The sequence below is a fragment of the uncultured Algoriphagus sp. genome, assembly GCF_963974365.1.
Taxonomy (GTDB): Bacteria; Bacteroidota; Bacteroidia; order Cytophagales; family Cyclobacteriaceae; genus Algoriphagus.
This window is the reverse complement of the sequence record NZ_CAXBBX010000022.1, coordinates 35136-59859: the sequence shown is the minus strand read 5'-3', so window position 1 is coordinate 59859 and position 24724 is coordinate 35136. Positions and strand designations below refer to the sequence as shown.

The 24724-nt window shown below is 41.2% G+C and carries 27 protein-coding genes; 10 read left to right on the top strand and 17 right to left on the bottom strand.

Features of this window, described 5'->3' with window-relative positions; genetic code table 11:
* Window positions 1-333 precede the first annotated feature (333 nt).
* From AACZ87_RS21760 to AACZ87_RS21750, 3 genes are all read left to right on the top strand, one after another.
* Window positions 334-993, top strand: a complete 660-nt coding sequence (locus AACZ87_RS21760; protein WP_339870189.1) for a DUF1629 domain-containing protein — start codon at window positions 334-336, stop codon at window positions 991-993.
* Window positions 994-1017: 24 nt separating this feature from the next.
* Window positions 1018-1371: a hypothetical protein gene (locus tag AACZ87_RS21755; RefSeq protein ID WP_339870188.1), complete on the top strand. Its 354-nt coding sequence runs from the start codon at window positions 1018-1020 to the stop codon at window positions 1369-1371.
* A 194-nt stretch (window positions 1372-1565) separates the two neighbouring features.
* Window positions 1566-2714 carry a serine hydrolase gene (locus AACZ87_RS21750; RefSeq protein WP_339870187.1) on the top strand — a complete coding sequence of 383 codons (1149 nt, stop codon included), beginning with the start codon at window positions 1566-1568 and terminating at the stop codon, window positions 2712-2714.
* 65 nt (window positions 2715-2779) lie between these two features.
* Here the strand turns inward: AACZ87_RS21750 and AACZ87_RS21745 are convergent, their stop codons facing one another.
* Complete coding sequence (locus AACZ87_RS21745) at window positions 2780-3121, bottom strand: helix-turn-helix domain-containing protein (protein WP_339870186.1); 342 nt, start codon at window positions 3119-3121, stop codon at window positions 2780-2782.
* Between the two features lie 118 nt (window positions 3122-3239).
* Here AACZ87_RS21745 and AACZ87_RS21740 point away from each other — a divergent pair, with 118 nt between their 5' ends.
* Together AACZ87_RS21740 and AACZ87_RS21735 are read left to right on the top strand one after the other, a co-directional pair.
* Window positions 3240-3650 carry a DoxX family protein gene (locus AACZ87_RS21740; protein ID WP_339870185.1) on the top strand — a complete coding sequence of 137 codons (411 nt, stop codon included), beginning with the start codon at window positions 3240-3242 and terminating at the stop codon, window positions 3648-3650.
* A 72-nt stretch (window positions 3651-3722) separates the two neighbouring features.
* Window positions 3723-5357 (top strand): S8 family serine peptidase, encoded by a 1635-nt coding sequence (locus AACZ87_RS21735; protein WP_339870184.1) that lies wholly within the window; start codon window positions 3723-3725, stop codon window positions 5355-5357.
* Between the two features lie 95 nt (window positions 5358-5452).
* Here AACZ87_RS21735 and rpiB read toward each other — a convergent pair whose 3' ends face one another.
* The 3 genes from rpiB to glyA all read right to left on the bottom strand — a co-directional run bounded on the left by rpiB (window position 5453) and on the right by glyA (window position 8221).
* Window positions 5453-5890, bottom strand: a complete 438-nt coding sequence (gene rpiB, locus AACZ87_RS21730) for a ribose 5-phosphate isomerase B (protein ID WP_339870183.1) — start codon at window positions 5888-5890, stop codon at window positions 5453-5455.
* A 192-nt stretch (window positions 5891-6082) separates the two neighbouring features.
* Window positions 6083-6937 (bottom strand): twin-arginine translocase subunit TatC, encoded by an 855-nt coding sequence (gene tatC / locus AACZ87_RS21725; protein WP_339870181.1) that lies wholly within the window; start codon window positions 6935-6937, stop codon window positions 6083-6085.
* Window positions 6938-6952: 15 nt separating this feature from the next.
* Window positions 6953-8221: a serine hydroxymethyltransferase gene (glyA, locus tag AACZ87_RS21720; RefSeq protein ID WP_339870180.1), complete on the bottom strand. Its 1269-nt coding sequence runs from the start codon at window positions 8219-8221 to the stop codon at window positions 6953-6955.
* 148 nt (window positions 8222-8369) lie between these two features.
* On the opposite strand from glyA, the gene AACZ87_RS21715 reads away from it, so the two are divergent.
* The gene (locus AACZ87_RS21715) at window positions 8370-8744 is read left to right on the top strand and encodes a UDP-glucuronosyltransferase (RefSeq protein ID WP_339870178.1); all 375 of its coding nucleotides are present in this window, start codon (window positions 8370-8372) and stop codon (window positions 8742-8744) included.
* Here the strand turns inward: AACZ87_RS21715 and AACZ87_RS21710 are convergent.
* Window positions 8741-8968, bottom strand: coding sequence for a hypothetical protein (locus AACZ87_RS21710; RefSeq protein ID WP_339870177.1), 228 nt, complete (start codon window positions 8966-8968; stop codon window positions 8741-8743). The genes AACZ87_RS21715 and AACZ87_RS21710 overlap by 4 nt on opposite strands.
* Before the next feature lie 104 nt (window positions 8969-9072).
* Between AACZ87_RS21710 and AACZ87_RS21705 the strand changes: the two genes are divergently transcribed.
* On the top strand, window positions 9073-9981 hold the full coding sequence (locus tag AACZ87_RS21705; protein WP_339870176.1) for an AEC family transporter: 909 nt from the start codon (window positions 9073-9075) through the stop codon (window positions 9979-9981).
* Here the strand turns inward: AACZ87_RS21705 and AACZ87_RS21700 are convergent, their stop codons facing one another.
* The 11 genes from AACZ87_RS21700 to AACZ87_RS21650 form a co-directional block, all read right to left on the bottom strand.
* A complete protein-coding gene (locus AACZ87_RS21700) occupies window positions 9982-10785 on the bottom strand; it encodes an inositol monophosphatase family protein (protein WP_339870175.1) in 804 nt (267 codons plus the stop codon).
* Between the two features lie 18 nt (window positions 10786-10803).
* A complete protein-coding gene (rsmI, locus tag AACZ87_RS21695; RefSeq protein ID WP_339870174.1) occupies window positions 10804-11496 on the bottom strand; it encodes a 16S rRNA (cytidine(1402)-2'-O)-methyltransferase in 693 nt (230 codons plus the stop codon).
* A complete protein-coding gene (locus AACZ87_RS21690; RefSeq protein WP_283413529.1) occupies window positions 11493-11726 on the bottom strand; it encodes a 4a-hydroxytetrahydrobiopterin dehydratase in 234 nt (77 codons plus the stop codon). The genes rsmI and AACZ87_RS21690 overlap by 4 nt, the downstream gene beginning before the upstream one ends.
* 11 nt (window positions 11727-11737) lie before the next feature.
* Window positions 11738-12007, bottom strand: a complete 270-nt coding sequence (locus AACZ87_RS21685; RefSeq protein ID WP_339870173.1) for a DUF493 family protein — start codon at window positions 12005-12007, stop codon at window positions 11738-11740.
* An 86-nt stretch (window positions 12008-12093) separates the two neighbouring features.
* The gene (locus AACZ87_RS21680; RefSeq protein ID WP_339870172.1) at window positions 12094-14205 is read right to left on the bottom strand and encodes a SurA N-terminal domain-containing protein; all 2112 of its coding nucleotides are present in this window, start codon (window positions 14203-14205) and stop codon (window positions 12094-12096) included.
* 84 nt (window positions 14206-14289) lie between these two features.
* Entirely contained in the window at window positions 14290-15570 is a 1281-nt protein-coding gene (locus AACZ87_RS21675) for a hemolysin family protein (protein WP_339870171.1), read from the bottom strand.
* A 2-nt stretch (window positions 15571-15572) separates the two neighbouring features.
* Window positions 15573-15782, bottom strand: a complete 210-nt coding sequence (locus AACZ87_RS21670; protein ID WP_339870170.1) for a hypothetical protein — start codon at window positions 15780-15782, stop codon at window positions 15573-15575.
* Window positions 15783-15857: 75 nt separating this feature from the next.
* Window positions 15858-16403: an LPS export ABC transporter periplasmic protein LptC gene (gene lptC, locus AACZ87_RS21665; protein ID WP_339870169.1), complete on the bottom strand. Its 546-nt coding sequence runs from the start codon at window positions 16401-16403 to the stop codon at window positions 15858-15860.
* Between the two features lie 82 nt (window positions 16404-16485).
* A complete protein-coding gene (locus AACZ87_RS21660) occupies window positions 16486-17787 on the bottom strand; it encodes a hypothetical protein (protein ID WP_339870168.1) in 1302 nt (433 codons plus the stop codon).
* A 97-nt stretch (window positions 17788-17884) separates the two neighbouring features.
* Complete coding sequence (locus tag AACZ87_RS21655; RefSeq protein ID WP_339870167.1) at window positions 17885-19168, bottom strand: hypothetical protein; 1284 nt, start codon at window positions 19166-19168, stop codon at window positions 17885-17887.
* Entirely contained in the window at window positions 19158-19874 is a 717-nt protein-coding gene (locus tag AACZ87_RS21650) for a type III pantothenate kinase (protein WP_339870166.1), read from the bottom strand. The genes AACZ87_RS21655 and AACZ87_RS21650 overlap by 11 nt, the downstream gene beginning before the upstream one ends.
* 104 nt (window positions 19875-19978) lie before the next feature.
* Between AACZ87_RS21650 and AACZ87_RS21645 the strand changes: the two genes are divergently transcribed.
* From AACZ87_RS21645 to AACZ87_RS21635, 3 genes are all read left to right on the top strand, one after another.
* Entirely contained in the window at window positions 19979-21052 is a 1074-nt protein-coding gene (locus AACZ87_RS21645) for an anhydro-N-acetylmuramic acid kinase (protein WP_339870165.1), read from the top strand.
* Between the two features lie 71 nt (window positions 21053-21123).
* Window positions 21124-22350 carry a Glu/Leu/Phe/Val dehydrogenase dimerization domain-containing protein gene (locus AACZ87_RS21640; RefSeq protein ID WP_339870164.1) on the top strand — a complete coding sequence of 409 codons (1227 nt, stop codon included), beginning with the start codon at window positions 21124-21126 and terminating at the stop codon, window positions 22348-22350.
* Between the two features lie 181 nt (window positions 22351-22531).
* Complete coding sequence (locus tag AACZ87_RS21635) at window positions 22532-24052, top strand: sodium:proton antiporter (protein WP_339870162.1); 1521 nt, start codon at window positions 22532-22534, stop codon at window positions 24050-24052.
* 1 nt (window position 24053) lies between these two features.
* On the opposite strand, the gene AACZ87_RS21630 is transcribed toward AACZ87_RS21635, so the two are convergent.
* Entirely contained in the window at window positions 24054-24641 is a 588-nt protein-coding gene (locus AACZ87_RS21630; RefSeq protein ID WP_339870161.1) for a DNA-3-methyladenine glycosylase I, read from the bottom strand.
* Window positions 24642-24724 lie beyond the last annotated feature (83 nt).

Below are 24724 nucleotides of genomic sequence, written 5' to 3'. Positions count from 1 at the left end.
CCGAAAAATTATAGAATAACTTTTCTACACTTACACACTTAATGGGATACTACCACAAAAAAATCAACCAAGTATCGATTGGAAAGAGATCAATTAATTGAAATATAACCAGTGTCCCCCTAGGCGTATTTTCCAACTACACCTTTCTATTTTTCTGAATTTTATACTTGAATAATGAACGTTCAACCTTTTTACCTGAAGGATCAGGCTCAGAACTCGAATGTTCAGCCCCCAAGCTAGGTGTAATTTGCAACTACACCTTTCTATTTTCTGGAATTTATAATTTTAGAATTTGAACTTATCTTTCTCATATGGGATGTAATTGCTCCTGAAATGACCTACTATTCTTTTGATACTGCTTCTGATACCCATGAGACTGGCCCAGTGTTTCCTCAGATAAAAGGTATGAGGCAAGGATATGACTTTACAAGAGCAAATTCCATTCACAACCTCAACTACGGCCAACTACCTGGTTTCGTGCCTGATTTAAATTACTTCAGTTTAAATGACAGGGCAAAAACTACAGACTTACTTAGTAACATGATTTCACCTTTCGGGTTTCTGCTTAGTACGAAATTGAAAGAAATCCTTGAGAAATTCAAACTACCTGATCATGCATTTTATCAAGCGTCCGTAGATTTAGCAAATATTAAGTTAAATAATTATTTCTGGTTCCTACCAATTTGCAATTTGTCTGATCAGGTAGACTATACTAAAACCAAATTCTATTCCAAAGACGCATTCAACAATGTCGAAAAACTTATAATCAATAATCATGAAGACATAGTTGAGATAAAACCCAAAATTGGTTATACAAAAAAAATAGTTAGTGAGAACATATACTTCAAAAGTGGGTTTAGGCTTGATTATGACTTATTCATGATAGGAGGCTTTGACTTTAACATCTACATTTCGGAAGATTTAAAGTCTGCATTAATTAAAGAAAGAATTTCAGGCATCAAACTTAAGCCAATCAGTAATTTAGTTTTTTAATTATTTGAAATAGTCGTTCAATGTTTGCTACCCCTAGGCGTATTTTTTAACTACGCCTTTCTATTTTCTAAAATTTTATATTTAGATACTGAATATTCATCCTTTTTACCTGAAGATTCAGGCTCAGAACTCGAATTTTCAGCCTTTACTACTGAAACTTCATACTCAGAACCTGAAATTTTATACGTTGACACTGAATGTTCAACCTTTTTACATGAAGGTTCAGGCTCAGAACTCGAATGTTCAACCTTTACTACTGAAACTTCATACTCAGAACCTGAAATTTTATACTTAGATACTGAATGTTCAACCTTTTTACCTGAAGGTTCAGGCTCAGAACTCGAATCCTCGCTCTGCCCGCAAAACCATCAAGCCTAATTCATAGGTCCCCACTGAGTGTAGAGGATTTATTTTGGGACTAGGTATAGACTGCAACTGCACCTTTTATTTTCCACATTACAAACTTCTAAAAACCCTATTAATCTTCTAAACCTGAGCCAATAACCTACAGTAAATCGCAAATCAATTCCCTGATTTCAGATATATTGAGTTGTATTTAATCCATTCCCGTTATGAAAAACATCAGAGTTTTTGGAGCAATTCTACTAATCATTTTTTCCATTTCGGCTTGTACGCAATCTTCTGAAAAAGCCTCGAACTCCGAGGTAAACAACACTGATGCTGAATTTACACTAGCAAAACCCGAGGAAGTAGGCCTAAATCCAGAGATCATCTCCGAACTCATTGACAGCATCAAAACTGGATTTTACCCAAATCGTCACTCGTTGCTTATCTACAAAGATGAGCAGTTGGTGGTGGAGGAATATTTTACCGGCAAAGATGAAAACTGGGGTGATGATCTAGGAATTGTTACCTACAATGACAGCCTGTTGCATGATTTGCGAAGCGTTTCCAAAAGCGTGGTTTCTGCCTGTATCGGAATTGCAATTGCGCAGGGAAAAATCAAATCTGTGGACCAGCCAATCTTTGATTTCTTTGAAGATTATCAACAGTTTAATTCTGAAGGCAGAGAGGAGTTGACAATCAAGCATCTGTTGACCATGACTTCTGGTTTGAGATGGAATGAGGAGATACCTTACGACAATCCGGAAAGCAGTGAAATTCAAATGATCAATAGTGGAGATGCAATTGGATTTGTCTTAAGTAGAGAGATTGTGGCTAAGCCTGGGACGGTTTGGAAATACAATGGGGGAACTACGGAGCTTCTCGCAGAAATCATCCATCGTGCTTCAGGCAAAAATGTGCATGAATTTGCTAAGGAATTTCTATTTCAGCCGATTGGAATTCCAAACTCTGAATGGACCATTTCACCTGCGACTAATTCCCCTGCTGCTGCATCTGGATTACGTTTAACACCCAGTGCTATGCTAAAATTCGGGATGCTTTATCTGCAGGATGGAATCTGGGATGGCCAACAAATAATCCCTAAAGAATGGGTGAAAGAGTCTTTTGAGGCACATATTATGCGTCCAGATGGACAAGGTTACGGGTATCAGTTTTGGATTTTTGATTACCTAATCGACGGAAAGACTTTGCATGTGCCCGTGGCAGTTGGGAATGGAGACCAGCGCATTTTTTTCGACCTTCAACATAAAATGCTGCTAATTACGACAGCCGGTAATTACAATCAATGGGATATTGAAAACGATGCAAGTGCTTTGCTCAAAAAAGTATATTCTTCGTTCACCGTGAAAGAGTAAGAATCTAAGGTGACTGACATCGTTGCGGATAATCATTTTATGAATTTGTAATTCAAATAAAGCTCTCATTTATCTGCCATAATCTTATTTCTATGCAGCAAACCCCAAAAATGTAGCTCGTCCAGTACTTTTTCAAGGGAAAGCCCGTGCGGAGTGATGGAATACTGAACTTTTGGAGGAAAGGAATCAAAAACTTCCCTTTTCACTAGCTGATTAATTTCTAGACTTTTCAATTCCTTGGACAGGGTTTTATCCGTGATTCCACCCACTTCCCTACTGATTTCCTTAAAGCGCTTTGGCCCTCCAGCCAAGGAAAATAAGATCAATAGTTTCCATTTTCCTTCTACTGCCTCCAAGGCGTCTTTGATGGAAAGCATGGTTTTAGGACAACCTCCTTGTGATATCATAGCTTCATTTTTATGCGATACTATCCCAAGAGATAGCGCTATCCGCGAGGATAGTAATAGTATTTGGAAAGCGAATTTATTTAATCTTGTGCCAAGAAAACAAACCGATTTACAGATTATGGCTATCCAAAAAAGATCCAAAGCACTGAACATTTCCGTTTGGGTCGTGCAGATTTTACTTTCCCTCACATTTCTATATGCAGGCTTCATGAAGTTATTTCTCCCGGAAGATTTGCCTTGGCTTTGGATCCAGGAAAACACTGAATTGGTATGGATATCAGGAGTTGTGGATATGCTCGCTGGGTTGGGTTTGACCTTACCATCTTTGCTTCGTATTCTTCCGAAGCTTACTGTTTATGCGGCATTTGGCAGCATGGTATTGATGCTTTCTGCCATCCTATTTCATGTGTTGAGAGGAGAAGGAGACCAGATCGGATTTAATGTCTTCATTTTTATTTGTGCGGCCTTTGTAGTATGGGGCAGAGGGAAGAAGTATCCAATTGAACTTGCAAATCGTCCATTCAAGTAAAACACCCCCTACTTCACCTTTTTTAACAGCCAATATTCCCCTATTTTTTAAAGGCTGGCGTTACATTTACCTATGAATAAATCCAATTTCAAACTGTTAGCAGGGCTAGGAATTGGCCTGCTGGTCACGGGATGTAGTACCTCTACATTAATCACCGCCCCTCCAATCAGTTATCCAAGCAACAGTCCCAAAGTAGCTGAATTGACAGATAAAGAAGCTAAACACTGGGGGCATCTAGATTTACAAAAGGACACCATCCCAGGAATGAGCGTAGACCGTGCCTATTCAGAGCTTCTGAAAAAGAAAAAAGGCGAAGTAGTCATCGTTGCGGTGATAGATTCGGGCATCGATCTGGACCATGAAGACATCAAGGATGTCCTTTGGACAAACCCAAATGAAACGCCAGGTGACGGCATCGACAATGATAGCAATGGCTATATAGATGACATTCATGGGTATAATTTCTTGGGTGAATCTTATAACGAGCAAATGGAAATGGCTAGAATTTTACGATTGAAAATCGGAGATGCTGCCTACCAGCAAGAAGCCAAGTCACTAGTAGATGAGAAGCTGAATGAAGCAGAATCTGCCCTTCCTCAACTCAAGCAAATCGAGCAGCTAATCAGCAAAGCAGATCAATCCATGCAAGAAGCTTTGGGAAAGAAAGTTTACACGCTTACGGATTTGCAAAATTACCAACCTAAAAATGAGCAGGAGCAACGTACAGCAGGCATTCTCATGCAGGTTTACAGCATGGGACAGGCTGTACCTGAAGCAATAGCAGATCTACAGGAAGGAGTCAAATATTATAGCGAGCAACTCAAATACAATTTGAATGTGGATTTCGATGGCCGTGCGCCAGTTGGAGACAACCCATATGACTTTAATGATAATCGCTATGGTAACGGAAATCCAGCAGCCATAGATCCTCAAGAAAGTCATGGTTCTCATGTGGCAGGAATTATTGCTGCTACCAGAAATAATAAAAAGGGAGTGGATGGCGTCGCCAAAAATGTGCAGATCATGTCGGTTCGGGCGGTTCCAAACGGTGACGAATACGACAAAGATATTGCCCAGGCCATTCGATATGCCGCAGATAATGGAGCCAAAGTGATCAATGCAAGTTTTGGGAAGGGCTTTTCTCCCAACTCAGAATGGGTGTATGATGCTTTGAAATATGCAGCTTCCAAGGATGTGCTTTTCGTACATGCGGCAGGAAATGATGGGATTGACTTGGACTCTCCGGAGAATCCCAATTTCCCAAATGATCACCCTGCCACTAAATCCCAAGAAATAGAAGACAACTACCTGACGGTGGGTGCATTGACGCCAGTTTATGGGGCGGATCTGGTTGCGGTCTTTTCTAACTATGGAAAAGAGTATGTGGACATCTTCGCTCCTGGGGGTCAGATTTACTCCACAATGCCTGATGATAGCTATGAATTCCAAGACGGAACCTCCATGGCAGCTCCGGCTGTGACAGGTTTGGCTGCGATGATTAGATCCTATTTCCCTAGCCTTACGGCAGCACAGGTCAAGAAAGTGATATTAGACTCAGGCATTTCACCCAATCTAAAAGTTCAAGTGGGTGGGCCAGAAGGGGCAGAAAAGAACTTCTCAGAAATCTCTAAATCTGGCAAAATCGCCAACTTATACAATGCCTTGATCCTGGCTAGCCAAGTTGCAAACGGAACGGTAAACTTGTAAAAGCTTCCCCTAAACCTAAAAAAAAAAAGCCCAAACCTGAATTTTCAAGTTTGGGCTTTAACATCTAACACCGGACATCCGGCACCTTACATTTTTTAACTACACGCTATCTTACTCACTCGATTCTGATGTCTTCCACCTTCGAAGTCTGTTGTAAGGAACGTCTCAGCTAGCTTTTCAGCCAATTCATAAGAAATAAATCGGGCAGGAAGGGCGATCACATTCGCATTGTTATGCTGACGGGAAAGTGCAGCCAATTCCTCATTCCAGCAAAGTGCAGCACGAATACCTTGGTGCTTGTTGGCTGTAATCGCTACGCCATTTCCAGATCCACAGATCACAATACCCAAATCAAACTCACCTGCTTCAATCGCAGAACTCAAAGGGTGCACATAGTCTGGGTAATCCACTGAAGCATCAGTGAAAGGACCAAAATCCTTTACTTCATAGCCAAGTGATTCCAGTTTACTGACCATTTTCGCTTTGTATTCAAAGCCTGCGTGATCTCCTCCTATTGCTATTTTCTTTGCCATAATTAATTTTAGATATAAGACGTGAGACAGAAGACATTAGAAAGGCCTTCCATCTTATCTTTAAATTCTATATTCTAATCTATAACTCTTTTATCCTAAGGATTCGATCCCGATATCTTGACTCTAGATTCTAAAATCTTGCATCTTAATACTTAAGTCTAGCTACTTAATACTTATGTCTAACGTCTGGATTTAAAGAGCATCATCTATATCTTCCTTCGCTTTTTTCGCAGCTCTTTTTCTTTCCAGTCTTTTCGCGATCTGGATACCAGCTTCATATAAAACTAGTATCGGCATGGCAATCAGAATCTGGCTAATCACATCAGGCGGTGTAATAATCGCTGACAATACCAAAATCACGACGATCGCATGCCTTCTATAAGATCTCAGCATCCCTGAAGTCACCAAGCCAGACATGGCCAAGAAATATACCACCACTGGAAGTTGGAACATGATGGCCGAAGCCAATACCAACATAGTCAATGTGGAGATATAGGAAGTGATATCAAATTCATTCAGAATGGAAGGATCCAACTGATAGTTTGAAAGGAAATTGATCGAAAGCGGCGAAAGGATAAAATAACCGAATCCTGCTCCCATGAAGAACAATAAACTCACAAAGAAGACAGCGCCTCTTGCGGCATTTTTCTCCTGATCATACAATCCCGGACTGATAAATCTCCATACTTCCCAGAATACAAATGGAAAAGAAGCAATGAAACCCACCACAAAACTCGAAGTCATGTGCATGGTAAACTGCCCAGTCATCTGCCTACTCTGGATCGTAAACGGCAATTCGTCTATGCAGAGTGCAGGCAATCCAACGTAATCACTGAGTTCACACAGCCATCTGTAGGTGACAAAGTCTACCTTGGAAGGACCAAGGATTACAACTCCGAAAACAAAGCTTTTGGCCAGAAAGGCTGCTACAGACAAAATTAGAATCGCTGCTACAGAGCGAAGCAGATGCCAGCGCAACGCTTCTAAATGGTCCAAAAAGGACATTCCTTCTTCTTCCTCTTCTTCTTGGTATTGATCTAACGCCACGGGTGGTCTATAATTCTAGTATAATGGAAACTGATTCATCCAAGCATTCACTTCGCTACGGATGTTTGCCAATTCGGCTTCATTCTCATGATTTATCAATGCTCTGTCGATCAAGTTCACAATCTTCACCATGTCATCTTCTTTCAAGCCTCTTGTGGTAATCGCTGCTGTTCCAATTCTCATTCCTGAGGTAACAAACGGAGATTTGGTATCAAATGGAACCATATTTTTATTGATGGTGATATCCACTTTGCCAAGTGTTTGCTCAGCGATTTTACCGGTAAGCTCTTTATTTCTAAGATCGATAAGCATCATGTGATTGTCTGTTCCGCCAGAGATAATTTGATATCCAAGACTTACGAACTGATCAGCCATTACGGATGCGTTCTTTTTCACCTGAAGTACATAATGCATGTATTCGTCAGAAAGACATTCTTCGAAAGCAATTGCTTTTGCCGCGATAATATGCTCCAATGGACCTCCTTGAGTTCCTGGGAACACGCCCATATCCAGCAAAGAAGACATCTTTTTGATCTCTCCTTTTGGAGTGGTCAATCCCCAAGGATTGTCGAAATCCTCACGCATCATAATCATACCACCTCTTGGACCTCTAAGAGTCTTGTGAGTAGTCGTGGTCACGATATGACAATGATCCAACGGGTCATTTAAAAGTCCTTTTGCGATTAATCCCGATGGATGGGAGATATCAGCCAAAAGAATTGCTCCAACTTCGTCCGCAGTTTCTCTCAGTCGTGCATAATCCCAATCTCTGGAATAAGCTGAAGCACCACAGATGATCACCTTTGGAGAAACTTCCAAAGCTTTCTCATGAAGCTTTTCGTAGTCGATTCTACCTGTCTCCTCTTCTACTCCATAGAAGTGTGGCTCATATAATTTACCAGAAAAATTCACCGGAGAACCATGAGTCAGGTGACCTCCATGCGATAGGTCAAAGCCTAATATTGGATCCCCTGCATTCAAACATGCCAATAAAACAGCGGCATTTGCCTGCGCACCTGAATGCGGTTGTACATTGACCCAAGTAGCTCCGAAAAGCTCCTTTGCGCGGTCTATCGCCAATTGCTCGATTTTATCTACAACTTCGCAACCGCCATAATAGCGCTTGCCCGGAAGACCTTCAGCATATTTGTTTGTCAGCACACTTCCCGCAGCTTCCATCACTTGTTTGCTGGTGAAGTTTTCGGAAGCAATCAGTTCGATGCCTCTCTTTTGTCTGTCCTCTTCTTCGTTGATTAGGTCGAAAACAAGCGAATCTCTTTTCATAATCAGGGGTTTGAAAGCAAATTTTAATGGAAAGGTAGCCAAAAAGGCCTACCTGCAAATGTGCCCAAAAATAGTCCGAAAGTCCCGATTATCCAATCCGAAAATGGGATTGGGATTCTCAATTCTAAGGAATTGCTATTTTTGGCTGATGATTGATTTCAAATTTCAGCCTGAAAGCTACTTTACTGAAGAAACTACCTCTGTTTTATTGGTGAAATTGAACTACCCTGAGAGCCAATGGGGAGAACAAATTAGCATTTATGCACACTTTCTGGAGCTGAAGATTCAGTTTGAGGCAGTTGATTTCTATGGAAATGACTACATGCTTTATCCATCATCAAGTTTTGAACCTTTGTCCATGGAAGACATGGTCTATCTAGTCGAAGGGATGCAGGTGAATACAGATGGGATGGAGGGAAATATGGAATTGATCTTAGACGGAATTCCCGAAGTCGAAAGTGACTTCTACCCAGAATTGAGAAAGTATTTTGAGGAAAAAAGAAAAAATTACGGATTGGATTAAAAATCCAACAAGGCTTGCTTTTGTTCTGAGACTTGTTGTGTGCGAAACCAATATTCGTAGGTTTCAAAATCCAGACATTCAGTAAATTCGCTTCCTTGAAACATGATTTTCTTCAGGCAGCTAACTGGAAGCCATGATTTCAACTTCAATGATTGCTCCTTTGAGAGCTGCGAAAGTTGAATCCATTTTCCTCCATTGATAAAAATCGGTATAAGTTTAGTCATAGACTCTCGGTTATTTGCATCAAAAGTATGCTGATAATCAGCAAAGTACAATTTTAGCAAATTAATTTTATGTTAACAAAAAATACCATCCATCGAAAAACAGCATGACAGGAGCTATTATTGCATTTTTATGTCTTCTTCTAGGTCTTTTCCTTCAGAAACAACCTAGCCTTCCTCAAGAAAAAATCACGAAATGGGTCAATGCTTATCTTCTCAACATTGTCCTCCCCGCTCTTGCACTTTTATATATTCCGCAAATAAATCCCGGCTGGAACCTACTCATTCCTATCTCCTCAGCCTGGTTCACATTCTTACTTTCTTGGCTGATATTTGGGACACTGGGAAAACTCTTAAAATGGGATAACCAATTAACGGGTTGTCTAGTGATAGTGGCTGGCTTAGCCAACACCTCCTTCTTAGGGTTTCCTGTAGTGGAGGGACTGTATGGGAAAGAAGCCTTACCAATTGCACTCCTTATAGATCAGGGCGGATCCTTTTTGCTGGTTTCTTCCTTGTCGATATTAGTAGGCTCGATTTATTCCCACAAAGAAGGTAATCTAAGCGAAATCCCGCTGAAAATCATCAAATTCCCACCATTCGGTTTCCTTTTACTCACCATAGCGATGAGCATACTAGGCTGGAAGACTCCAGAATTCCTCATACCCATCGTTTCCTTCATAGGCAAAACAATGGCTCCAATGGCTATTTTTGCTATCGGACTCAAGTTCTCCCTAGACTTTGATTCTCTGAGTTCCAAATATTATTGGTTTGGAATGGGCTACAGGCTTTTGCTGGCTCCTTTAATTGTTTGGCTGGTATACCGAAATATTCTTTCAGAAAACAGCCTTGAACTGAAAGTCACGGTATTGGAAAGTGGCATGGCTCCTATGATCACAGGATCTATCGTGGCGATACAATATGACCTCAGGCCAAAATTGGCCACACTTCTAGCTGGATTGGGAATCCCAATCTCTCTGGTTACAATTATGGTTTGGTATTATTTCCTTAGCTGATTAGCTCCAAGCAGTCTTCAAATTGGCTAAAATCTCCTCATGGATTTTTTCATTCGTAGACAAAATCTCTCTGCCAAACACAAAATTCCTTCCTCCGGAGAAATCAGTTACTTTTCCACCTGCTTCTTCCACGATCAAAGTCCCCGCAGCGACATCATAGGAATTCAGATTATACTCAAAAAATCCTTCCACACGCCCAGCAGCGACATAACAAAGATCTACCGCCGCACTTCCAAATCTACGAGCACCATGTGAAGACTTCATGATTGATTTCAATGCCGCAAGGTATTTATCGATCAAATCGAAATTACTGTAGGGAAATCCAGTAGCTATCAGCGATTCGGAAAGCGTCTTTGCTCCGCTTACTTTAATCCGGGTATCATTGCAGAATGCTCCCCCACCCTTCATAGCATAGAAGCACTCGTGAAGATTAACTTCATAGACTACTCCTAAAACCACCTCGTTCCGCTCCATCAATGCAATACTTACCGAATAAATAGGGACGCCGTGAATGAAATTAGTGGTGCCGTCAAGCGGATCTATCACCCAGTTAAACTCCTCTGCTTGCGTGGTATTGGTTCCTTCCTCAGTTATAAAACCTGCCTCAGGAAAAATTTGAGAAAGCTTATTCACAATGATTTTTTCTGCTTCCTTGTCTACATAGGAAACAAGGTCATTGACACCTTTGTGCTCCACGCGTTCTGGATTGAAATGGCGTCTTTCCCTACGGATAAAAGCGCCGGCTTCTTTGGCTACTTCTTGGGTTTTCTCAAGAAGTAGGGTGAGTTTTTCTATTGAGATCATAAAAGTTGATTTTCTAAATCAGGATTTGGGATTCTTACCTGCCACTGTAAGGACGATTTCGCCTTTTAAGGTGTTGGTCTCGTAATATTCAATTAACTCGGCTAAGGTGCCTCTAACATTCTCCTCGTGCAGCTTAGTGAGCTCACGGGATACGCAAGCCTGCCTCTCGGCTCCAAAAGCCTTAGCAAGCTGCCCTAGCGTTTTAAGGAGGCGATGGGGGGACTCATAAAAGATGATGGTTCTCACTTCTTCAATTAGTCCATCAATTCTGGTTTTTCTCCCTTTTTTGTGAGGTAAAAAACCCTCGAATACAAAACGGTCATTTGGCAATCCACTATTTACCAAAGCTGGTACGAATGCTGTAGCACCAGGAAGGCACTGCACATCCAACCCTGCAGCGAGTACTTCTCTGACTAAAAGAAATCCTGGATCCGAAATAGCAGGAGTTCCGGCATCACTGATCAAAGCGAAGACCTCACCGCGATTCATGCGTTCTACGAGCTTCTCGACGGTCTTGTGTTCGTTGAAAATATGGTAACTCTGAAGTGGACGTGAGATTTCCAGATGCTTTAGCAATTGGCCGCTGGTACGTGTATCTTCTGCCAGGATCACATCGGCCGTTTTCAATACCTCAATTGCCCGAAGGGTGATATCTTTCAGGTTACCAATTGGCGTAGGTACTAAATATAGGTTTGGGGAATTTTCACTCATGCATTTAGCCCATCAATGGCTTTTGCCAGGTCATGATCCTTCTTGGTCACTTTATTTCCTGAATCGTGCGTAGTCAGTTCGATTTCTACTGTATTGTAAACATTGCTCCAGTTTGGATGGTGCTGCGAAGCCTCAGCCAAAAATGCCACGCGGGTCATAAAGCCAAAAGCTTCCTGGAAATCTTTGAATTTGAATGTTTTTTTAAGCTTGTTATCTTCTTCTTTCCACATAAGTCATGAGTTTAAAGTGAGATTAATCCTTCTATTTGGGCAGCCTTCTCATAGATATTGATGATCTGATCCGCATTTTGCATCATAGCTTGAGCGGTGGTGCTAACGTATTTTCCTCCTGAACTCACCTTGGTGGTAAGTTCATGTTTCGGAAATAAAGCAGCTATCTCGTTTTCCTTTCCATTAGGAACTATAAATTTAAACATATAAAGCTGAGGAAATTCTCCACTAGCTTCTAATTTTTCCTTAAAGTTTTCTTTGTCGAATTCCTTTTTTTCCATGTTAGGATGTGTTGCCAGATTACGATTCGAATATAAACAAAGAACCCATGCTGTGAGGCATGGGTTCCGAATGAAGATTCTTTCTATTAAAAGAATTTATATCGATAATCCTTGACGCCCGCTAGGTCTTGCAAGGCCATCATTACCGAATAGGTAGTTCTTTGGGAAGCATTTTGAGTCAATTGACCTTGGTAGCCAGAATAGTCTCCAATTTCAGCAGCTGGTGTCAACGCATTCAATTTACCTACGATCACTCCAACATCCTCGCGGATAGGCTGCGTAAGCTCGCCTTGATTCAGTCCGAATAAAGCTCCGATAGCGCGTGGTGCGAATCCAACACCTGGAATTACATTAGCACTAAGCTTCAAATCAGGAATTTCATTAACAGATGCAGCGTCTGGATAAACTGCTTTCATATCTTCCAAAGAAGCCTTACCAGCTAGTTTAGATTTGATAATCTCAGCTTTCTTCTCATTTTTCACCTGAGCTTCCACTTGTGCTCTTACATCTGCCAATTCCACATCGCCTTCGTCTCTCTTGCTTACTAAGGACGCTACGACATAAGCATTGTCTAATTCATAAACTGGGGATACTTCACCGGTAGAAGTCTCGTCTGCAAATGCCCAACGAATCACTTCTCTTGCATTTTGCAAGTTATTGATGTTTCTAGCACCAGCATCTATATTGTTTGCTTGTAGAATTCTATAATTATCAGTTGTAGCATTCTCAGTAAACTCGTTTCTGTTTCCAGCATTCGCTGCAAAAGAATCAGCATTTCTGAAAGCTTCGTTTCTAGTAGCATCGCTAGCTACTAATTCCAATTCTACAGTAGCCACTTTAGTATAAGTAGTCTTAGGCATTTCAGTCACCTTGATGATGTGGTAACCATATTCTGTTTCCACCAAATTAGCTAGGATACCTGGAGCTTTTGCAGCGTAGGCAGCATCTGCGAATTCAGTAACGAAATCAGCTTTGGCAAACCATCCTAAATCTCCACCTGTCTGAGCTGTACCATCCTGACCATATTGCCTAGCTGCAACTTCGAAGTTTCCGTCAGCTTTGACTTCAGCTAGCACTGTTTCAGCCTGAGCCTTTACAGCAGCTTTGGCTGCATCATCCATTCCTTCTGTACTGAATAGAATATGTGAAGCTCTTAATCTTGGCGTTCCTTCGAATTGATCAGAGATCTTATAGGATACGTAAGTAGAGTTAGCCGTAATGAAAGGTCCATACGTTTGGCCAGCTTCGATGTCTGTTACGTTATTGGTCAAATTAGCAGGAAGCACATCGCCAGGTCTTACTGTCACGAAAGGAGCTTGTCCATCTGAATTTCTCAATGCAAAAAGCGAATCGTTCTCCGCAGTTTTCAATTCCTCAGTCAAAGCTTGGATCTGAGAAATAACTTCTGCTGAATCTATTCCGCTTGGCTGAATGCTGAAAGTCACGTACTCAATGCTAGCAGAGTTACCAGATTTGAATTTGCTTATGTTTTTTGTCAGATACGTTTGAAGATCGCTGTCTGAGAAAGTTACCTCATCATCAGCTACAGCATAGAAAGGGACAAAAAGAATAGAAGCATCAGCGATAGTATTTGCTGCTTTGTATTCCTCTTTGGCCTCAGCTTGCGTAGCAAATTCAGAAGTAGCCAGCATATTATCATATTTGATTCTCAATCTAGAGTCTGCAAAAAGTTGCTCTTGTTGATTCCAATATGCCTGCTGCGCAGGATCTGCTGTTTCTAAGGACTGAAGAAATGCTACCAACTGACTCTTGTCAAACTGACCAGTCTGTGGGTTCACCAACTGCTGACGCAATTCAGGAACAATATTTTTGCCTTGAACCATATCAACCAGCTCAGCATCAGAAATAGTCAATCCTAACTTCTCATACTCCTCACGGAATACACGCTCCACAATCATTGCCTGCCAAGCTTGCTCTCTGATAGAGTACATTTCTACTTCAGAAGGAACTCTTCCGGTTCTCTGCTGATTGGCAAGTTTGAATTCTTCCACACGTTTGATATACTCTTCGTAAGTAATATCTTCACCAGCAATCTCACCTACGATGTTCTGGCTTGCGCCTAGAAGGGAGGAATTTGGGCTTAATAAATCTCCTCCTAAGAGGAATAAAATCAATCCGCCGGCAATTACGCCGATCATCAGACCAGTTCGTTGTCTAATTTGTTTAATTAACGCCATTATTGTTACTACGCTTTTTTAGAGAGTCGCAAAATAAGAGCATTACTAACGAAATTCAAAATATATTCTGAATCAAACGCTTAACTAGAAAATTCCTGAGGTATTGATTTTCAAGCGAACCGTCTCAATTCTATGCTCTTGCTTGGTCACAATTGTAAACGTATACTCTTCAAAAGTAACCGATTCCCCCTTCTTCGGCAGGTTCTCGGTTAGCGATAAAATCAATCCTGATAGCGTCTCAAAGTCTCCAATCGGCAATTTCCAGTCGTATTTATCATTGAGGTAATCAATCTCATGACGTGCGCTCAGCAAAAATTCCTGCTCGGAAATTTTCTGCTCGATCAAATCATCTGAGTCATACTCATCTTCGATTTCTCCAAAAATCTCCTCAATAATATCTTCCATAGAAACTATCCCGGAAGTGCCCCCAAACTCATCTACTACCAAAGCGAGACTTTTTCGCTCTTGAATAAACTGAATGAGTAGCTCATTTGCCAAAGCAGATTCAGGGGCAATAATGATCGGAGTAAGAATTTCTTCTATGGTTTTTGGCTTTTTGAAAAGCTCCAATTGGTGACAATAGCCAATCACATCATCGATAGATTCCCGATAGACGATCACCTTAGAATGTCCACTTTCCTCAAATACCTGCTTCAATTCCTCGATTGTATCATCCACTTCCACAGAGACTATATCTGTACGTGGCACCATACATTCTCGCACGCGAACGGTTTTAAATTCCACCGCATTATCAAAAATCTTAGTATCGATCTCCACATGCCCTTCTTCCTTTCCTTTATGAATGTGATTTTGGACAAAGCTATTGAGATCCGTCACCGTAAATACTGGCTTATCCTCACTGTATTCCAGGCGGAGAATTTTGGTAATAAAAAACCTCGAAAGGCCTACCACAGCCCATACTACTGGATAAAAAAGCGTATAAATAATCCAAAAAGGCAGAGCAAAGAAATTCAACATGCTGTTTGGATTCAGCATGAAGAGACTTTTTGGCAAAAACTCAGCAGTGATCAGGACAACTATGGTAGAGATCACTGTCTGTAGCATAAGTATAATGGCATCATTAGCATAGCCATCTAACAAATTTTTCAGCGGATCTTCCATCAAGTAAGCCATGAAAATACCATAGAGCACCAACATGATGGTGTTGCCCATCAGGGTAGTTCCGATGAACTGCCCAGGACGCTGTACAAATACGCTCAAGATCTTACCCGTGAGATCTCCTTGCTTATTTTGAAGTTCTATCTGAAGCTTATTCGCTGAAATAAATGCGATTTCCATTCCTGAAAAAAAGGCAGACATCGCAAGCGTGATAATCACATAAATCAAATAATAACTAATTTCCATGCTTAGCGCTTTTTGCGGTGTTTGGTCTTTTTCTTAGGAGTGGGTGGTTCTTCGGGCTTTTGCATTTTGCGATATTGAAACCAAAATAACAAGGCTACAGCAAACATGAAAATAGCATAGGAAGCCTGTACTCCCTGAGTGACAGTCTGATGAATGCCTACAATCATCAATGCAAGAGAAAGTGAAAGTAAAAGTGCGTCAAGTAATTTCATTCCAAATTTTAACTAGCGATCAAAAGTATCAAAGCTTCTTTCCTTTTTCCCCAAGATTTAACCAAGCTACCTCTTTTAAATTCCATCATCTTTCAACTCTATTTCGGAGTCCCTCATGTTTTTCAGTTTGTAGGTAGTGAACGTTTCATTTGCTTCAAACTCTGACCCATAAGAAAAGTCGCCTCCATTCTGTATTCTTACAAACTTTTTAGTATAAATTATTTTTTTGATCTGATCCCAAAAAAGTTCTTCTGACTGGAGCTGTTGATCTTTGATCAGGTTGTTTACCTGTACGTCGCCTTCACCCTTGAAGGTGTTTTGTTGCTTTAAATAATAGCCTCTATCAGCCCTGATTGTAGTACTTAAGCTGCCATCTTTTTCGTAAATCTCAATTTCAATTCCTTCTGGAAACTCAAGGTTACCATTTGCAAATTCCAGTTGCTTCGGAGCTTTGATGTCCGACCTGATAATAGCCGAGTCACTTTTTACTAAATGTATATTGATAGCCATATTCATTGGCCCATCGTAAACCTCCAGGGCAGATGAATCCACATCCTCTCTGCAGGAGCTGATCAATCCTAACACACCTAAAAATACAAATGTCAGTAACCTATTATTCACGCTCAAAGATACTTTAAAATTGTTTACGGCTATAAATGAAAAAAGGCAGCCCGAAGACTGCCTTTTACTATCAGTAGTATGATTAATCTCTTGTAGCCAAAGTTACAGTTTCACCAACCCAGCATCCTACAGAAACTGTTTGTCCTGCTTGCATACCTTCAGTAAACAATTCCTCTTTGGAAGGGAATCTAGCTCTTGCCTGACTCATTCCAGAAGAATCACCAGCTTTCTGGTAAGCATTGTAAGCAGCGATGTAGATAGCATAATCTTTCACACGACTAGTACCACCTTTACAATCGTTGAAGGAGTTCATGTACATACCTGCGATCATGGAATAGACGTCCGAAGTCTTGGAAGAATCTAAGTTAGCTGCTTCTTTAGCTGCGCTTCTAGCTGCAGATTTTTTACCTTGCTTCGCATAAATCTTCGCAAGTTCCATCTGTGCATCAGATTTCTGTGCATCATTCTCAGCAAGAGTCAATGCTTGATTCCACATTTCCTCTGCCTTAGCTGCATCATCTTCCTGCATGTATCTCATAGCAATCACCTGAGAAGTAGAGAAAGAAGGCTCTTTCGCATGCTTGATCTCTAATGCTTGTAAGAATGCATTTGAAGAGAAACACTTGTATTGAACAGAGTAGTTAAAGATCTGATTTGCTAAAACTTCATTAGTTGGATCAGCTGCCAATTTTGGTCCCATTGTATTTTCAATGAAATCACAATCGATCAACTCCATAGCTACTAACAACTGCTCAAGTGTACCTTTCTGGCTAGTTACATCTTTACCTTCAGCTGCCGCTTCATCAAGCATTTTGTTTAGCTTATCATGAATTTCTAATATCTCTTCGCCAGTATATGCTTGGTGATATGCATAGTTTCTATATACAAGATCGAAATATGCTGCAGTTAGCTGGTAGTTGATCGTACCGTTAAGTTCCATTGCCTTTTCAAAATCAGCAATAGGTCCAGCTAACATGTCTTTATCGCCTTTGTAATACTGATAACCGTAGTATGCTTTATTTTCTATCCAATCTTTCTCGTCACCATAGATTTCACCTCTCTTGTTATAGATAGCAATAACAGAATCCTGATAAACTCTTTTCTGAGCTTCGTCAGTAGTTGCTTTGGATGCTCCATCATATACTTTTACACCATTCTGGTAAATAGAAGGATTAAGATCAGGTACGTTCACTAGCAACCAGTGTAATGGGCGCGTGGCTTCAACATTCTGATCGGAATTCATCAAGTCAGTATAAGCTGCATTTAATTCTCTTGCTTTTGCTTCTTGAGCTGGGTCAGATGGAAAGTTCCATCCATCCTGAGCTTGGACCATTCCGGCGAGAAGCAGGGCTGCTAGCCCTAGTAGTGTAGATTTAATTTTCATTTTCATAATGGTTTAATTCGGCACAATTTAATCTCATGTCTAAATCCTAGAGTGATTTTAAGATTTAACCATTTTGATCGTAAGGTTTGGTTAATTATTATTCAAAAACTCGTTTGTAGAACCAACTATTATCATTCAGTGACAACCCTAAGGTGAAGTTAACATAACTCTCTCGGATGAGGCCATTGTCAGTGGTTCCTCTCTGTCCGACTTTCACTGCGAAATTCACTAACGAAAGTTGGTTTACAGGTAGTGAAGCTCCAAAGTTAATGCCAAGGTCATTAATATTTGTCTCGTTCAGGTAATATGGAGTCTGTTGGAATTCCAAACCAACTCGATAAGAACCTCTCTTCAACCCGTTGTCGATAGCAAGATAATCTGGTATAATCTGGAAACCCAAACCAACTTTGATAGTTTCCTTCAATCGTAGCGGATCATCAAGCAGAGATCTGAACTTTTTGAAGTCTTGGTATTGGCCTTCCAGACCGATCACAAATTTGTTGTTTTTCTCGTAAGAAACCCCGAATCCGTAGCGATTAGGGATATAAATGCTTCCTGGTTCATCATTTGAGATAAGGTCTCCGTCTGAATCAGGATTGCTAGCTTGGCCAATTGATCCCAGCTTGGCAAAAGCTTTTCCATTAACATTACCTAAATGCTGATAAATGGCACCAAAGTGTAACTTGCTTTTCTCCGACAGCGGAAGGAAGTAATAAGCACCTGCTTTGAAGCCAACATCACTAACTGTTAATCTTTCATAATATTCTGTAGTGATCCCGACTTGGCCACCATCTTCATCAAAAAGTGCCAGCTGATTCGTGCGAATTGTTGACCCAAATAGGTAAGAACCTTGGATACCTAGGCTAAGATTTTTGGCAACAACCATCCCATAACTCAAGTATGCTTCAGATATCCCACCGTCACCTCGGATAGCATTTAATGCTGTGATGTCAGCATTACTTACTGGACTATCTATTCGCAAGCGATAGTTCACACTGGTAATTTGATTCAAGCCTAGTCCGACAGTAGCTTTGTTTACTTTCACAGGAAGAGAAAATGCAATATAAGACAAGCCTCCACCATCTACATCTGATGACTCTGAACCATTGTCAGCTGCGATCTTTTTATAATTCAGAGCTGCTTCGAAATTAAAAATCGTGTTTTTAGTACTAAGTGCTGGATTGACCACATTTGGATTCCAGGCAGAACCGAAGCTGATGCCAAGTCCTCCCATTGCTTGATTATTGGTCAGGCCTGAATAATTAAATTCGCCTATGCCGAGTGCACTATAGGTAGAAGCACTGGACTGGGCCTGAGCTTCGGTAAATAAGAAAAGGGTGCAAAGTACACCCAGCAATTGCAATTTGATTTTACTCAACATTGTGGTTTAGAATAGAATTTAATCCGAACAGGACCAAATTTGGGACTACAAATATGAGGTCTTTTGCCAATGAATCAAAAGATTGTGCGTCACCACCGCTAACAAAGACCTCGATTTCTGGATATTTTTTGGTGTAAGCTTCAATTTGTCCGAGCAATTCGAACTGTATTCCATACCAAATTCCGATTTGCATACAGGTGATCGTATTATCACCAATCAGTTGGTTTGGCTTCACTTTGGGATCGACAAGAGGCAATCTCGCTGTGTGCTCATGCATGGCTTTTGCCCGCATCATAAGACCGGGACTGATAGCCCCACCTAGATACGAGTTATTCCCGTCGATCAGGTCAAAAGTAATACAAGTTCCCAAGTCTATTGCGAGAATTGGTCCCTTTCCGCTCATAGCCCACGCACCTATGGCCCCAGCTATGCGATCCAAACCCAAGGTAGCTGGAGTTCCGTAAGCATTTTTGACAGGTACTTTAGTCTCCGAATTGAGAAATATAAAATTGAAAGGCAAAATCGAACTTAGCTCGGTATGACTCCATCTCACTGAACTGACTAGGCATCGCTCAAAAGAAATTGACTTCCAGTATACTAAAGCAACTTCAAGCGTTTCATACACATTCTCCTCAAGTAGCTTTTCTCCTTCAAATAGAGCGGTCTTGATTCTTGTATTGCCAATATCTATGATCAGATTCCTCATCCAGTTTAATTAATTGATTGCAAAATAGCCATTCAAAAAAAGCAGGGCATTTTATCCTTGTTAAATTATCTTTGACGCAGTCCTCACTTAACATACTTTAACCCATGAGCCCTACCAACTACACCATGATCGGTCTGATGTCTGGCACTTCAGGTGATGGGCTAGACATAGCCTATTGCAGTTATGAACTTCAAGATCAGTGGTCTTACGAGATTTTAGACGCAATTACGATTCCTTTTCCTATCGACCTAGGATCTAAGCTGATGAATTGCCACAAGCTATCAGCGATGGACTTGGCGCTTCTTGATGTGAGTTTTGGGAAGTGGATGGGTGAGAAAGTGAAGGAGTATTGCACCGAAAAGCAAATCAAACCCTTGGCAATATGCTCTCATGGCCATACCGTTTTTCATCAACCCGCTAAGGGGCTGAGCCTTCAGATTGGAAATGGTTGGGCGCTACATCATGCTTCGGGACAGCGCGTGATCAATGATTTCCGGATGAAAGATATCCAACTTGGCGGACAGGGAGCACCATTGGTCCCGATTGGAGACAGATTGCTTTTCCCCAACATCGATTTCTGTATCAACCTTGGAGGTATAGCTAATATCAGCATGGAGTCCGCAGGAAAGAGAATCGCCTTTGACACCTGTCCGTTTAATCTACTTATGAATGCCCAGGCAAATGAACTGGGGGCAGAATATGATAAAGATGGCGATTGGGCAAAAGAAGGTATGCTAAATGAAAAGCTCTTCAATGCACTCAATGCCTTAACATACTACTCAAGAAATAATGCAAAATCACTTGGCAGAGAGGATTTGGAAGATGATTTCATCCCATTATTGTCTGAAAGTGGCCTTTCTGAAAAGGACCTTCTTGCTACTCTAGTAGAGCATTATGCTTTTCAAATTGCCAAAGTTATCAAACGCCATCAACCTACAGCTCAGCCATCTGTGCTAATCACTGGTGGCGGAGCTTACAATTCCTATTTCATCGAGCGATTGGATAGTCAGCTGAATAACAGCTGGTTTCATACTGAAGCTACCCCTGAGCTGATTGAGTTTAAGGAAGCCTTGGTCTTTGGTTTTCTAGGTGTATTGCGTCTTCGCAAGGAAAACAATTGCCTCGCTTCAGTCACAGGGGCAGATTTAGACTCAAGTGGCGGAGTAATTTATGGCTAACCATCCGTCAGACTTCCTATGACAAGACTGGTTTATTTTTCTATTTTTGCCCAGTTATAAACCCAAATTAGATGCAGGAATTACTTAAAAAATTTGAAAACAAGCAGCCGGAAATCACTTTTGAATGGAGTGATAGCGAATCAGAAGCTGAAGGCTGGGTAGTAATAAATTCCCTAAGAGGAGGAGCTGCAGGCGGGGGCACTCGCATGAGAAAAGGACTGGACAAGCGAGAGGTAGAGTCTTTGGCCAAAACCATGGAAGTGAAATTCACGGTATCTGGTCCGGCGATAGGCGGTGCAAAGTCCGGAATCAACTTCGATCCAAATGATCCACGTAAGGACGAGGTGCTCCGCCGATGGTACAAAGCGGTGATGCCTTTATTAAAAAGCTACTACGGAACTGGAGGAGATCTGAACGTGGATGAAATCCATGAAGTAATCCCAATCACCGAATCCTATGGCCTTTGGCACCCACAAGAAGGAGTGGTAAATGGTCACTTTCATGCCACTGAGCCGGAGAAAATCCGCAAAATAGGACAACTCAGACAAGGTGTTTCCAAAGTACTGGAAGATCCTCTTTACACCCCAAACGGCCCGAAAAAATACACCGTAGCTGATATGATTACTGGATTTGGCGTAGCGGAAGCTGTAAGGCACTATTATAAGATCTGGGGTGGAAATATCAAAGGTAAACGAGCAGTGATCCAAGGATGGGGAAATGTGGGAGCAGCCGCGGCCTGCTTTCTCGCTGTAGAAGGGGTGAAAATTGTTGGTATTATTGACAGAGATGGAGGTGTAATCAATAAGGAAGGATATTCTCTCGATGAAGTACGTGAGCTTTTTCTGAATAGAAATGGAAACAAACTCGTAGCAGAAAATCAACTTTCTTTCCAAGAAATCAATGAAAAAATATGGGATTTGGAAAGTGAAATATTCATCCCTGCGGCTTCATCCAGATTGATCCAAAAGGATCAGGCAGAGCGGATGGTCAAAGCCGGTCTGGAGGTGATTTCATGTGGAGCCAATGTACCTTTTGCTGATCCGGAGATTTTCTTTGGACCAATTGGAGTCTGGACTGATCAGCAGATATCGGTGATTCCTGATTTCATTGCCAATTGCGGTATGGCGCGAGTTTTCGCCTACCTAATGAGTGACAATGCTGAAGTTACCGATATGGCAATATTTTCAGACGTCAGTGAGACTATCGAAAATGCATTGAAAAATGTACATGCCGCCAATAGCCAAAAAGTTAAACTAGCTGAAACCTCCTTTAGTATAGCTTTAGCACAACTCGTGTAAAAGTATACATTGCCTTTGCGCTGATGGAGTTAATTTTTGATTAATTCCATCAGTATGGCAAATATTGATTGTGCTGTATCGGGCAAAATCTGTAGTTTAGCAGAAGCCCAATCTGATTACCAGCAACCAATAATTTGCTTAAATTAACCGAAAAGAACACCCAGTATACCCTATAAGCCTAATGAAGAGTTTTATCTTAAGTTTCTCCTTACTTTTCGGAATATTATTTTTTGGCGGACTAAATGCCCAATATGCAGTCGCACAAAATAATGATACTGAGCAAGTATACTTAGCTCAAGCAGACCATGGTAATGCTGACCAGGCCACCACGCATGGAGAAAATGCGATAGAAGCAGAGGCCGAAGATCATCACACTGCACCGCTATGGTTAGTCATCCCATTTGTGGCTTTGCTATTGATGATTGCCACAGGCCCTCTGTTTTATGAGCATTTTTGGCACAAAAATTATCCTAAAATTGCCATCGGGCTAGCATTGCTAGTCGTCTTCTACTATTTATTTATTCTAGGCAATGTACATGCCCCCGTTCACGCGATGGCAGAATACATTCAATTTATAGCCCTTTTAGCCTCTTTGTATATCGCTTCAGGAGGGATATTGATTGAGATAGATAAAAAGGCTACCCCTTTTGCAAACGTAACTTTACTGGTAATCGGAGCGCTGATCTCCAATCTGATCGGAACAACAGGGGCTTCCATGCTTTTGATCAGACCATTTATCAGACTTAATAAGGGAAATATTCAGGCCTACCATATCATATTCTTCATTTTTATGGTAAGTAATATCGGTGGGTCATTGACACCGATCGGCGATCCTCCATTGTTCTTGGGTTTCTTGAAAGGTATTCCATTCTTCTGGACTTTAGAGCATAACTGGCCAGCGTGGATATTTGCGTTAGCAGCACTAGCAGCAGCATTCTACTTTATAGATAAAAAACTCGGTAGAGCAAACGATGATTCTGAGCTAGAAGAAACCACTTATACCAATAAACTTTCCTTAATTGGAATGAAGAATTTTGGCTGGTTATTCATCATAATTTGCTCAGTATTCCTCGATCCAAACGTTATCGAAGGAGTTCCAGCTATCGTTTATGATGGACAGAAATTCTCCTATATCCGTGAGATCATTATGCTTTCGGTAGCTTTCTTGTCTTACCGATTTGCTGACCAGAGAGCCATCAAAGGCAATGAATTTAACTTCGAGCCTATTAGAGAAGTAGCATTTATCTTCGTAGGAATATTTGGTACTATGATGCCAGCCTTAGAGCTCGTAGGCGCCTTTGCAAAATCTCCAGAGGGTGCAGCAATGATCACACATAATACATTGTATTGGGGAACGGGTATACTTTCCGGTTTCCTAGACAATGCCCCTACCTACCTCAACTTCCTTGCAGCAGCGATGGCTTCCAAAGGCGCATCGATTAGCAATATCGAAGAAGTGCGCCAGTTTGCGGCGGATGGTTATCATGATTCTGCCTTTGAATTAATGGCAATCGCAATTGCTTCAGTATTCTTCGGAGCTATGACCTATATTGGAAATGGACCTAACTTTATGGTGAAGTCCATTGCAGAGCAAAATGGTGTTAAAATGCCATCATTCTTCGGCTACATCATACGATTCTCTCTGCCGATCTTACTGCCATTACTATTCCTAGTGTGGTTGGTATTCTTTGCTTTTGTATAATTCAAACCTCTTCAAATCGGAAGCAAGACTCCAAGTGATCATTGAATAGACCCGTGGCCTGCATGTGTGCGTAGACAGTAGTGCTTCCCAGGAATTTAAACCCACGCTTCTTCAGATCTTTGGCTAGCAAATCAGATTCTTTGGTGGTGGCTTGTGCTTCAGACATAGAGGATAAGCGATTTTTAATCGGCTTTCCTCCGACAAACCCCCAAATGTACTTGGAAAAAGAACCAAATTCCTGCTGCACTTCCATGAAGCGTTTAGCGTTGTTGATCGCAGCACGGATTTTCAGCACATTTCTGATTATGCCAGGATCTTGTAGCAATTCCTGCACATAACTCTCTGGAAATTCCGCCACGACTTTGTAATCAAAGTCTGCAAAAGCTTTGCGATACCCCTCTCTCTTTTTCAAAATCGTGGCCCAACTCAATCCTGCCTGGGCTGATTCAAGAATTAAAAACTCGAAGTGAATCTGATCATCCCAAACCGGAACACCCCATTCGGTATCGTGATAGGCTACATATTCTTCGAAACCCAGACACCAAGGACAGCGGGATTTTTGATCGGAAACTTGAAAGGTCTTTTTCATTTGTGTCAATTTAGGTGAATAAAATTAATCAAGAGTTGGGATTAGGAGGCAGAGTGACTTAATTTCTGACTTCAATTGACAGA